This window comes from Flavobacterium fluviatile (assembly GCF_010645065.1).
GTDB classification, from domain to species: Bacteria; Bacteroidota; Bacteroidia; order Flavobacteriales; family Flavobacteriaceae; genus Flavobacterium; species Flavobacterium fluviatile.
Genome location: NZ_JAADZW010000001.1, coordinates 790,323 through 802,938, shown reverse-complemented (window position 1 = coordinate 802,938; position 12,616 = coordinate 790,323). Strand labels below are relative to the sequence as shown.

The window sequence follows — 12,616 nt, the reverse complement described above, 5'->3', positions numbered from 1 at the left end:
ATCAGCGTTCTTTTTTTCGTTCAATAATCTTCATTACCTGCTCGACGCACTCTGTTACAGCATCTTTTTCATTATTTGATGATGAAGAAACCGGTTTGGTGCCAGGATTGGAGTTTTCGCTTACGTTAATTTTGATGTGAAGTTCTTTGATTTCAATTGGCATCGTAAAATTATTTTTTGTGAAGGGTGAAATAATTGTAAGCAAGTTCAAAGCTTTCAATAACAATTTTGCTTTCTAAAGCACTAAAATCTTCAACAGCCCATTTTACCGGATAGGCATGTACAACTTTCCAGTGCATTAAAGGATCGTGATGCTGGTTCAGAAGTTTTACAGTTAGATCGACGGGTTTAAACTCGAAGTTTTCTATCGCTTTTCTGCACCATTCTATTACGTCAGAGTCTATAAGTATGCCTCTTTTTAAAACCAGATTGGGATATTTGGTCTTAACAGGCAGCTTGTGTTTGAATCTGTTTTCTCCGCCCTCGACGATTTCTTCCGTTTCAAGATCAACCGAGAGTCCTGATACGGATTGAAATTGATGGTCCTTTTCTTTTGTACCCAGTTGACCGAATTCAACCAGAAAATGAAAGCCAACAGGCGGATAGTAGTTAGCCATAGTTATTCATTTTGAATGGATAATCCTTCATGAACCAGTTCCATAGATTCGATTGCGACCTCATTACCATCAGCCTTTAAATCGGTTGACTGTATTTTTGTGGGCCAGGCATTTTTTACTTTCCAGATGATTACCGGATCGTGTTCTTCGTTTAGGAGTTTTATAGTAATATCTCTTCTTTCTATAGTGTTTAATTTCACTGTATTCCACCATTTGTAATACTCATTATCACTCTTGAAAGACCCTCTTTTTAATGTGATGTTTGAAAATTTCTGCATACCGGGCATTTTAATTTTGCTATATTCAGGACTTGCTCCCTGACGGTATTCAATAACTTCTGTTTCAACGTCTAGTCCGGAAACTTCTGTAAAACCTATATTTGTTCCTCCCCAGTCAACTGAGAAGTGAAACTTTGGTAACGGATAACTCATGGTTTATATTTTTTAATGATAATTGTTAATTATGATTCCTGCATTTTGTGAGAGAAACGCAGGATGATGAACTCAGCGGGACGTACTACCGCCATTCCGATTTCAACAATCATTCTGCCTTCCAAAATATCTAAAGCCGACATGGTTTGTCCCAGACCAATCCTTACATAAAATGCCTGTTCCGGTTTTGCCCCGGCTAAAGCTCCTGCTCTCCATTGAAGAATAAGAAAGTTCTCAATCATCGCTCTGACTCTTACCCAGGTGTTGGCATCGTTAGGTTCGAATACAAACTGCTCAGTTGCTTTTTTGATGGACTCTTCGGCCATGTTGAAAAAGCGGCGTACCGGTACATAACGCCATTCGTTGTCATTACCTGCAAGAGTTCTTGACCCCCAAATCAAGGTGCCCTTACCTGTAAAACTTCTAATGGCGTTAATTGATTTTCCGGCAACAGTATCAATATTCAGGTTGTCCTGATCTTCATTTGTTATTTTTATTGTTGGCTTTATGACATAATTTATTCCCACATTGGCCGGCGCCTTCCAAACCCCCCGGCTGGAATCGACCCGTGCGTAAATTCCGGCTACGGCACTGCCTGGAGGAAGCGTAAGAGGAAGTGCTGAAATCTCAGCTTTTATAGCATTGTATGATTTGTTATCCAAACCTTCAATATCTCCAAGGAAACGCCCGTTCATTGCGCCGTTATTGGTGTCAGTAGGAGTAACAAGATTGATTTCGTCTCTAATGCTTTCAACAAGGTTTAACATGGTATTTCCCGGAGTTGCTTCATTGAAAACATTCAGGCTAATATTCAAATTATCATTTGGCAGCTCAACGATTGAATCTGTAGTTGCTGTAGGAACTGTAAAAGCAAGAAGTTTCGCAATTTCGTCAACCACATTATTTACACTGGTTCCTAACGAAGTCGTAGTTTTTGCGGCACGTATTTTTGCAGTTAAATCTTCTAAAGCTGTTTTCACGCTTTCGATTTTATTAGCTCCTTCAAACAAACCATTGAAATCATTCAAGGCAGCCTGAAGATTAACTTCGACTCCAGAATTTTCTTCAACTGATTCAATTGCAGAAACAGCGGCATTTTTAATCTTTTGTTTTGAATTGATTAAATTATTTAAGTCGGTTGTCAATTTTGCTAATGTATCTGCAAAATCATCTTTTAAGGCCATATCAAAATTTGCAGGCCCGGCTCCAAGATTAAATCCATCCGGATTTGGACTGTCTGTAAACAAAAGCACATCTGCAATACTTCCTGATATCGTGTCATTTTCTGCACCACCACCTGAATTGGTTACAGAAATAAGACTTGAAATTGTGGGAGTAATATTGGTTAATGCCAGTTGAACATCAGCGAATGCGGTAACTATAGCATCGGGAACGTTTGTATAATGATTGATTTGAATATCGCTCTCATTGTATCGGTAATCCAGAATAGTATCCAGATAAGGGTAATAGGCGGCTCCGTATTTGAGATAATCTTTTTCAAGTGCAATTTTATTTCTTAGGGCTTCAGAGTCTGTTTGTATATCAGTCGAACCATGAGTGTCTATAATGGTGAATCGGTCCTGCATGTCGTGGCATTGCATTAAAGCATTGCTGTATAAGGCATAAAAATCTCCTTCGTTTAATGCTTTTGCATCTGGAAAAAGAATTAATGTTGGCTCATCTTCGCCTCTTAATAACTCAAGACCATTATTTAGGCTTTTTCCATTTACTAAATCCTGAAATAAAACGGTATTTTCATTGCCATTTTCATCTTCATATCTATTTACAGAAACAATATAACAAGGCCCTCCGCCATTTGCAAAATAGATTTGAAGCGAGTAATACATCAAAAAAGGTTTTGGAGTACCTGGCTGGTTTACCACAATACTTCTGTCTGTTAATACATTATCGGTTACTATGTCGGTAACATCTACAGTAATGGTGTCTTCCGGATAAGCGAATCCAAAATACGTTTCATAATCCAGTAAAGAAGTAATTCGGGTAGGAACCCTGTCTAAATCGTTCTCCACTTTTTTAGTCGCTTTTTCGGTATAGCCAATAAAAGCAGGGATCGCTGTTTCTACCTGTGCAACTGAAGGGGGAAACTTAACGATTTCCTCAATATATACTCCAGGCGTTTTGTAAGTTGTTGCCATAATTGATGGTTTTGATTATTAAATAAATATTTCCGAATAGTAATCACTATTGATTTTTAGTATTGACTTAACTGATGGGTTGGGGTATTGATGGGTGGCCGGTTCGGGAGGAGTAAAATCGGTAAGGGGATCAATTTCCACATAACCTGAACAGGCTAATGGTTTTTCAGCATTTGTAATAATTTCGGTACCTGCTTTTCTGTTGATGTATTTCCAAAAGGTTTTTCTGTTATCAAAATGAATTTTGAAATTCGGATTTACTATTTTACCCGAATTATTCAAAATATCTTTCGAATTGTTATCCCCTCGCATTGTCAGCGAAATCATTCCAAAAACATCTTGTTTTTCAGGCGTATGGAGCTCAGATATAAAATGTTCTGTAGTTTCTTCTGATACCAGATAATCATTGGAAATAAGGACATTGTTATTAATCTTTGGAATGTATTTAAAACTTACTGGCTCGGTGGAAGGTTTTACATTGCTGAATAAAAAGATTTGTTTACGGGAAAATTCCAGAGTCGTGTAATTCTCAAACTGATAGTCAGTGATGGAGATTTTGAAATCCAGCTTTAAATCAGCAGGAATACTTATAAACGGATCAGTTGCATCGTCCTTCACCATCACATATACCCGAAATCCTGTTTTAGTTGGTTTGAACACCATTTTAAAGTTTCTTAAACGGATGTTGGTTTCGATAGTGGGAGTTATAGCTGCAAATGAGTCGATTCTGAATTTCTGCAGCATTTTTGCTTTATTTTTTGCAGACATGCCAGAGTAATTATCTTCACCACTGTTTAGAAAATAATTGTGCAAAAGTGTTACTTCAAATAGCAATTCATATATGGGAATAAAACTCATAATTACTCTTTTCTTTTTGTTAGACTCTCAGGTTTGCTGATAAGCAGTCCTTCACCTTGTGCGATTTCGCGTTCAATTTGTATCATGCTCACTTTGTATAATGCTGATGGAAATTGTTTACTTCCTAATGTTCCCCAGATATAGTTTAATTCTTCAAAAGTGGGAGTGTAGAGTTCCACTGTAAATCTAAAGTTGGCCACATTGCTCATGGCAATATTGTTTCTGTTATAAATAGTATTGGCCTGGGTAAAAAGTTTTTTTCCCTGAAAAAATTCAATGATTTTTGAAATATCCTTAAGCGAATTGATATAATAATCCCGATTGGCACTAAAAAGTAAATACAAATTTAAATTGACAATACTGTTTTTATAAATTGTTTTAGTATTCTCAATAGTATGATTTGGGAAGTTTTTTAAAGTAGTTTCTTCATCTAAATTAATTAAGGTAAGGGCAACACCATCCTTTAAAGCTTTAGTTGCTTCGTCATTTTGGGACTCTAAAAGGGAAATGTTTTCCGGAACAACAGATTTGTCCAGCCCAATTTCATCCAGATAGTTGTTTACTTGTTCTGTAATTATTTGAATTACTTCAAAAATCATTTTAATGGAGTTTTATGTATAAGATTATTTTAATTAGGTTTTTCTAAACCAGTAATTATAGTTTTGAAGACTGTAATAGGTAATTGCTGTAACAGCTAATGTTACGTCAGGCATTTAAGATTGTTATTGTCGGTTTTATAACAAAAAGGCTAAAATAATTATGACACGGCTTGAGGTATGGTGTAATTATAAAACAGACAAAGAAGTTTAAAATCTGATCTAGTGTGGAATTTAAATTGTAGTAGAAATTTTGGTTAAAGATATGTACTTGTAGCAATTTTACTTATAAAATTTATCAAAAACAGGTTGCAAGTTATAATATGAAACAAATAGATGTAAATGATACAATCTATTTAAATGTATATATGCTTATATAAATAAGTCGTTTTACAACAAGCAAAAGCTACGAAGTGTGAAGACTGATTAGAAAAAAAACTACTTTGATGATTTGAAAATCAGGTATAATTATTTCTAAAAAAAAACGTAACAATTACTTAGCTGTTTATGTCTAATTAAATGCTGATTTAGTTTTTTTAGACAGTAATCAAAAAATCGTTATTTATAGTGATAGTGAGAATGTTATCAGACAGTAACTTTACTTCAACTTAAAATAGAATAAGTTTTAATACATGATAACCATTTTTCCAAAAATGCTGTTATACCTACTTTTAATTCTGAAAGCAATATCGTGCATAATTGGACTGCTGCAGAAACAGCTGAAGGAAATTTTTAATACGGCAGGCCTAAAAGATAGAAAGTACATCTCCGAATGATAAATTTTAAAACAAAATAAAAATGCTTTTGACTGTCCCCACAGCAAAAGTGTTTTTAAAATGTGCATCGTCTCTGACCTTGCACATTTTTTTATTCGCTTAAATTCGGAATCCTTAAAGTGAATTTTGAAATATTTTATGGTGTTGTGAATTCTAAATAATTTAAAGACTTACACTATAAAAAATAATAATTGGGATATCCGGTGCAAGTTGATTTTAGTATACAATTTAAAACAAAAAAAGCTCCGGATTTCTCTGAAGCTTTTGTCTTAGTAAGTAGTCCGTGGGGGAATCGAACCCCCCTTACCAGGATGAAAACCTGGCGTCCTAACCGATAGACGAACGGACCTGTTTTGTTATTTCGGGTGCAAAAGTGCAACAAATTTTAAAATACACCAAATGTTTTTTTAATGAAAGCAGTTAAATTATACTGAGAACTCCCTCCTTAAAAAATAATCTCTAGTAAAGAAGTCAGAATTTTTTCGATGTATTAGTTTGATTGATAATGGGTTGTTTTTTCGGAAGAAGAATAAAAAAAGTTGCTTTCAGAAAATGATGCATTTCAATAAATTTTAAAATTATTTTGAAAATTATTGTTTTGAAAGAATATTCTTTTGGTTTTTTAGGCTTCTGTTGAAATGCTGGTTACATAATTCATATAGAATACGCTTTGGGAAAATAAGTTGGAAGGAGATTTAAGGTTGTTTCATAAATTGTTTTTCGTCTTACTTTTGCAAGCAGCCAGGATAAGAAACTCATGATTAGAATATCTTTAGGTCCATTTTGCGCACTAACAATAAAATCTTCAATTGCTTCATGAAATTTTTGTGTTTGAATAATTTCTGGTTTAAGTACATATTGCTCTGTAAATAAAATATATTGGACAACGCGTTCTTCGTTTACTGTCAGAAGGTATTTTTTATAACGCCGTTTAAAGCTTTTAATCCGGGATAAAGCCAGTTCGGTGTTTTCCAGCTGGGCATGCAGAAGGATTTCTACAAGACACTTTTTGATAGACCAGTCTATTCCCATCTTTTTTTCGTACCAGCTGTCGGTATGATTAAATTTTGCCATTTCTTTTGCGGCATTTCGCCCTCCATTTTGCTGTATATAGAAAACGACCAGCATAAGACGAAGATCGTTACTATCGTTTGGATCTGCTTTTTTAATTAATGAAAGTGCTTTTTGAGCAATTTCTATTGCCTTTTCAGATTGGCCAAGATAGTTTTCATTGAAAGCCAACAACAAAAAATATCTAAGACAGAAACGCTGATAATACTTTCCGGATTGTTTTTGAAGTTCTGTAAACATCAAATCAAGATAACTTAGAGACTTCGTAAAATGACCATTCCGAAAATAAAAGTTGGCTATAAAATACAAGATGTAAATATGATAGTATAAATGTTTGTCTGCCAAATCGGTCTTTTTACTAATAAACCGATAACTTTTAATAACAAAAGGCTGAATAAGCGAGAAGTCGTTTTTTAAAGAAGCATATTCGTTGGCAATAAATAATATTTGATACAGCGATTTAAAAGTTAATCCCTGTTTTAATGATATGCCGTGTGTTTCAATAGTGTTTTTTATAAGTGACTGAAAATCTGTTATTCGGCCTTCATGATATATCGCAGCGAGTTCGCGACGTAAAACTGCATAACCTAAATTCAGCTGTTCCTCATATTCGAGTTGTTTTTTATTGGCTTTAAACTTCTCTATTATTTTTTCGATGGGTTCAGACAAATTAAAATGTGCAAATTGTATCTGAGTGTGATATATTTGATTGAGAAGGCTGAAATGTTCAATGCTTAATGCAATCTCTTCGGCTTTTGCCAGACATTTAAAGGCTGTTTTTGTAAGCTTATGTTCAAAAAATAAACGGCTTACCACAATCAGACGAAGTACAGCATTTTCCTGTGAGGTATCATTTTCAAAACTTCGGGAGGCCATAAAATTAATCAGGCTGTCGTACAATCTTTTTCTGAGTGCATGATACGCATCGGTACTTTGTTTACTTTTTAAAGTATATTTTTTATATTTTATATCATCAGTTTTTAAAGAACTAAAAAAAGCGATATTACCTGTGTCTTTACGCTTATTCTTTTTTGAGAGATATTGTATGAATGCCTTTTTTTCGGTTTCATTCATCATATTTGCTATTTCCTGAAGTGCATTCATAAGTGATTTTATATGGAATAAAAGTAATAAAATATGTTTTTATATCATCAGTTTTACTGATAAATTGACTTTTGCAACTCCTGTTTCATTCAGACATTTGCCTCATAATTATAAAACATAAAAAAATTATGGAACCGCTAAAATCAAATGAATCAAACAACAATTCAGAAACAAAAAAAAGCCAAAGATTTAACAATGAACCTGGTCCTTTAAAACCAAGTGCTGCTTTTATCGGCGCATCCTGGATGACGCTGCTTATAGGTATCACTTCCTATTGTATTGGTCTTAATAATTCGGATATGGCTTACAACGAAAAAGGATATTATTTTACAATTCTTCTTTTTGGACTTTTTTCTGTAATATCAGTACAAAAAAGTGTACGGGACAGGCTGGAAGGTATCCCCGTAACGGATTTGTATTACAGTATAAGCTGGTTTAGTACCATTGCTTCGATAGTATTGCTTATAATTGGTCTATGGAATGCTGATTTACTGCTCAGTGAAAAAGGGTTTTTCGGAATGTCTTTCGTATTAGGAATGTTTTCTGCGCTTGCCGTGCAAAAAAACACGAGAGATCTTAAACAATTTGAATCGACTAATCTATAGTTTTTAGCGGGCCTCATTACTGTCACAAAATCGTGCAGTTTTGAGGTTTACTAAACTTCAATTTACAGGAATTGAGATCTAATTAAATATAAAACGAAACACCACTTATTTAATGAGTGGTGTTTTTTCTATTAAAAGTTGTGTTAGCTAATATCATCTCCCTTTTGAATAATATTCAATTCTTTATTAAAAGAATTTCGGTATTTTTTGATATACTCAGAAGGTTTCATTCCAAATAATTTTACAAATTGCTGGCGGAAATAACGCTGATCTTCAATACCAACCTGAGGTCCGACCTGAGCGATATTAATGTTTTCAGTAAGCATAATTACTGCGGCCCTGCGGATTCTGATAGACCTGATAAAACCGGTTACGGTTTGTCCTGAAATGGCTTTGATCTTTTTGTAAAGACTCGAATGGCTCATGCCCATTGCAGCAGAGAAACTCTTTAGGTTGAATTCGCCGTTCTCGAGATTCGCTTCGACGATTTCGATGCATTTTTCCAGAAATTCTTTGTATTCAGGGGGAACCTTATTTACATTTTCACGAAGCGTTATGCTGTCGAGGAAATACTTGCGCAATTGTCCTCTGTTTCGAAGTACAGCATCTACACGGGCTAAAAGTATAGTACTGTCAAAAGGTTTGGTGACATAGTCGTCTGCGCCTTCGGTAATACTCTGCAAATGGATATCATTGCTGGTGGTAGCCGTAAGGAGTATCACCGGAATATGGCTTGAATCATCATTTTGCTTGATTGATTTGCACAAATCCAAACCGTTCATGCCTTCCATAGCAATATCGCTCAGTACAATATCAGGCATGTGTTTTTCCACAAGTTTCAGGCCTTCGATTCCGTTGGCTGCCGAATACACAATATAGTTTTTAGAAAAAAGTTGTACCAGATAATGATTCATTTCGGGATTGTCTTCTACAATCAGCAGTACTTTTTTGGTAGTGATTAATTCCTCCTGTATGGTTTGAGGATTTGAAGGCTTATCAATGTTTTTAGGAGTGTTTTCTGCCGGCATTCCTTCCAGAAGTTCTCCTACAAGAGGCGACATCTGCGGATGCATCTCATTGATACTCATTGCTTCAAAATGGCTTTTTCCTTTTGGAAGTATAATCGTGAACGAAGTCCCTTTTCCGACTTTACTCGTACAGGTTATTTCGCCATGATGTTTATTCACAAAATATTTAGCAACATAAAGGCCGATTCCAAATCCATTGCTGCTTTTAGACTGAATTTGTTTGAATTTCTCAAAAATAGTATCAATATCATTCTCATGAATTCCGCTGCCGGTATCTGATATAATAATAGAAACATCAGTGTCTCTTTCGATTAACTCCATACTTATAGTTCCCTTATTGGGTGTGAATTTGAAAGCATTTGAGATTAAGTTAAAAAGCGTAATCTCTATTTTTTCGTAATCGCCATATATTTCAGCAGGTGTGTTTTCATCAATAAACTGATAATTTAAATTTTTAACCGCTGCCATTTGCCTGAAGCTGCCAAAAATTTCACGGCAAAGACTGTTTACATTAATCTTAGAAATTTTGAGCTCATCAAGATCTGTTTCTGCTTTTCTGAACAATAGTAACTGATCGGTAAGGCTCAATAACCTTTTGGCATTTTTGTAGGCGAGATTCAGGTCAAGATCGTCTTCAGGAGCGTTTTTTCTGTTAATAGTACTTTTTAGCGGATTGATAATCAAAGACAGCGGAGTACGCAATTCATGCGCCATATACGTAAACATAGAAAACTGTTTTTCGGCATGTTCCTTGTCTTTTTTATGCTCCATTCGGGTAAGTTTGATTTCGTAGCGAAGTCTTTCCTTGTTTTTATGATAATCTACATAAGCATAAATTGCACCCGCAATAGCGATTAGATAAAAGGTATAAGCCCACCATGTTCTGTACCAGGGCGGAAGGATTTTTACTGTTGCAAGCGTGACTTCATTGGTCCAGTTTCCAAAAACATCGGTGGTTTTTACTTTAAATGTATAAGTTCCTTCTGTCAGCCTGGAATAATTTGCCCTGTTGTTTTTTGAAGTATAATTCCAGTCTTTGTCCCATCCTTCGAGGAAATAAGCTGTATTGATTTTTTCGGAATTGACATAATCCAGATAAACAAAATCAAAACTCAATGCCGATTTGTCATAAGGAAGTTCGGCTTGGCTTATCATTTCGAGTTTCTTTTCTGTGATATACGGACTATCCAGTTTTAAAGGCTGATTGTTTACCAGCAAATCATTTAATAAAAATTTGCCGGTATTTTTTTTGTCTTTTATCTTTTCAGGATCAAAAACATTGAATCCGTTTATACCTCCAAAAATAAATTCTCCTGTTGAGAGTTTAGTACCGGAATTCCAGCTAAACTGACTACCCTGAAGCCCGTCAGAGACTCCGAAATTCCTGAAAGTATAGTTCTTAGGATTCAGTCTTGAAATCCCATGGTAGGTACTCATCCATAAATTTCCCTTTTTGTCTTCTAAAAGGCGAAGTACGGTATTGCTTGAAAGACCATTTTGTGTCGTATATTTTTTGAAAGTGTCATTTTTTCGATTGTATAAAAGCAGGCCGCCTTCAACTGTGCCAATCCAAAGATTTTTGTTTTGGCCTTCAGTGATGCATCTGATTGTGTAATCGGAATGATAGGTTTTAATTTTTTTTATTTTTGGATCTATTTCAAAAAAAGAATTAAAGGTTCCGCCCCAGATTTTTCCGTCTTTGGTTTCGTATAAACAGGTAACATCGCGCAAAGTATTACTATAGCAGACGAATTTGTTTTGTTTTCTGTCCAATTGATACAATGCTCCATTATTGGTAACGGCAAGCCACAATGTTTTTTTCGAATCTAAAAACAATAGCCAGGATTCCTGTTCAGCCTTTTTAGTGAATTGATTGTAAATCGGGAAATTCTGGATTGCTTTTGATTGTGGAGCAATGCGGCAGACTCCGCCTTTCCACATCGAAACCCAGATGGCATTATCAGAATCCCTGACAATGCTGGTCACAAAATCGCTCTGAATTTTTCTGGCAGGAGAAGAGGTTGTCGAATAAACCTCGTAGGTATTTTGTTTTCTGTTCCAGTATCGCATTCCGGCACCATCAGTTCCTATCCAGATATTTTTGTTTTCATCTTCACAGAAAGACTGAATGAAGTTTGCGGCAGGATCTTCATCTTCCTTATTCGTCAGCGGATCCTTGATTTTAAAATGATTAAAATCAAGCGGTTTTTTGCCCATCATGCTTACGCCGCCGCGAAGGGTCCCAAACCACATTTCTCCGTTTTTGCTTTGAAATATATCATAAAGCGATTTACTTTTAAGGAGCGAAACAGGACCGCTGGCGCGATATAAAACAGGGGTAGTCTCATTTTTTGTAATGGTATAAAGACCAGCTCCGTCAGTCGCAATCCAGAGTCTATTTTCCTGCTGAAAAAAATCACGAACAACTGTTTTTTCCTGAAAGTAATTTTTAGAATAGGTATTCAGCCTGTCATTGTATAAGTAAGCCCCTTCGTCTGATCCGATCCAGAGTCCTTCATTAGTTAGTTTAATGCAATTTGCACCTGTAATTTTATTGTTGAGAAGTGTTAGTTTTTTTGATTTGATATCGTACTGGCAAAGACCTGTGCCGGTTATAAAAACGTAGAAAATTTGTTTTTTAGCATTATAAGAGATTGATCTTGCGATATAATTTAATTTTCTGTCAAAAGGTATTGCTGTTCCAATTTTCTCACCCTCCTTAAAAAGTATGATGGCGTCTTTTGTAGCAACCAGAATTATATGTAAAGAATGTACAGCGATTATTTCGTAAGCGGTAACACTTAATGGTTTGGCTTTTTTGTTATTATCATAATATTGCAAAGGAATAAAAGAAGATCTTTCAGCATTAAAAATCACTGGTCCTGCCGTTGTTCCTATCCATAAATTATTTTCAAAATCGCCTTCTATGCAGCTAATGGCATTACCCTGAATAGAATAAGGGTCAGTATGAACATGGCGGTAGATTTTAAAATCATTTCCGTCGTATCGGTTTAGCCCGTCAAAAGTTCCAAACCACATATACCCGTTCTGATCCTGATATATAGTAGCAACAGAATTGTTAGAAAGTCCTGATGCAATATCAAGATGTCTTATCGGGTAATTTTGTCCTGATGCGTGAAGGCAGAGAAGACTAATTACAAGAAAGAACTTTAACTTATTCATAGAAAATTTTTTAAAAAGCGTGCTGTTCTTTGATATACGAAAAATAAAAGGAATGTGGTCAGGAATACAGATCATATCTTATATGAATATATTAGCTGTATGCCTTGCGAAAATAGCACAATTATGTAATCTTTTAAAAAAAATGATATTTGTTTTTGATGTGTTCTTGTCAAAGAAATAACTTCAGGTGA

General features: G+C 35.1%; 9 protein-coding genes and 1 tRNA gene. 1 reads left to right on the top strand and 9 read right to left on the bottom strand.

What is annotated here, in order from left to right; translation table 11 throughout:
• Position 1 precedes the first annotated feature (1 nt).
• The 8 genes from GXM17_RS21540 to GXM17_RS02870 form a co-directional block, all read right to left on the bottom strand.
• A complete protein-coding gene (locus tag GXM17_RS21540; RefSeq protein ID WP_167522105.1) occupies positions 2-163 on the bottom strand; it encodes a DUF5908 family protein in 162 nt (53 codons plus the stop codon).
• Positions 164-170: 7 nt separating this feature from the next.
• Positions 171-617: a phage tail protein gene (locus tag GXM17_RS02900; protein ID WP_163397771.1), complete on the bottom strand. Its 447-nt coding sequence runs from the start codon at positions 615-617 to the stop codon at positions 171-173.
• Between the two features lie 2 nt (positions 618-619).
• Positions 620-1,048 carry a phage tail protein gene (locus tag GXM17_RS02895; protein WP_163397770.1) on the bottom strand — a complete coding sequence of 143 codons (429 nt, stop codon included), beginning with the start codon at positions 1,046-1,048 and terminating at the stop codon, positions 620-622.
• Between the two features lie 29 nt (positions 1,049-1,077).
• Positions 1,078-3,204, bottom strand: a complete 2,127-nt coding sequence (locus GXM17_RS02890; RefSeq protein ID WP_163397769.1) for a phage tail sheath C-terminal domain-containing protein — start codon at positions 3,202-3,204, stop codon at positions 1,078-1,080.
• Positions 3,205-3,222: 18 nt separating this feature from the next.
• Positions 3,223-4,062, bottom strand: coding sequence for a hypothetical protein (locus GXM17_RS02885; protein ID WP_163397768.1), 840 nt, complete (start codon positions 4,060-4,062; stop codon positions 3,223-3,225).
• A gap of 2 nt (positions 4,063-4,064) precedes the next feature.
• Positions 4,065-4,661: a Pvc16 family protein gene (locus GXM17_RS02880; protein ID WP_163397767.1), complete on the bottom strand. Its 597-nt coding sequence runs from the start codon at positions 4,659-4,661 to the stop codon at positions 4,065-4,067.
• A gap of 1,050 nt (positions 4,662-5,711) precedes the next feature.
• Positions 5,712-5,783: transfer RNA gene (locus GXM17_RS02875), tRNA-Glu, on the bottom strand.
• A 305-nt stretch (positions 5,784-6,088) separates the two neighbouring features.
• The gene (locus tag GXM17_RS02870) at positions 6,089-7,609 is read right to left on the bottom strand and encodes a hypothetical protein (RefSeq protein ID WP_163397766.1); all 1,521 of its coding nucleotides are present in this window, start codon (positions 7,607-7,609) and stop codon (positions 6,089-6,091) included.
• A 128-nt stretch (positions 7,610-7,737) separates the two neighbouring features.
• Between GXM17_RS02870 and yiaA the strand changes: the two genes are divergently transcribed.
• A complete protein-coding gene (yiaA, locus tag GXM17_RS02865; protein ID WP_163397765.1) occupies positions 7,738-8,214 on the top strand; it encodes an inner membrane protein YiaA in 477 nt (158 codons plus the stop codon).
• Between the two features lie 143 nt (positions 8,215-8,357).
• Here yiaA and GXM17_RS02860 read toward each other — a convergent pair whose 3' ends face one another.
• Positions 8,358-12,425, bottom strand: a complete 4,068-nt coding sequence (locus GXM17_RS02860) for a hybrid sensor histidine kinase/response regulator transcription factor (protein ID WP_163397764.1) — start codon at positions 12,423-12,425, stop codon at positions 8,358-8,360.
• Positions 12,426-12,616: the final 191 nt, after the last annotated feature.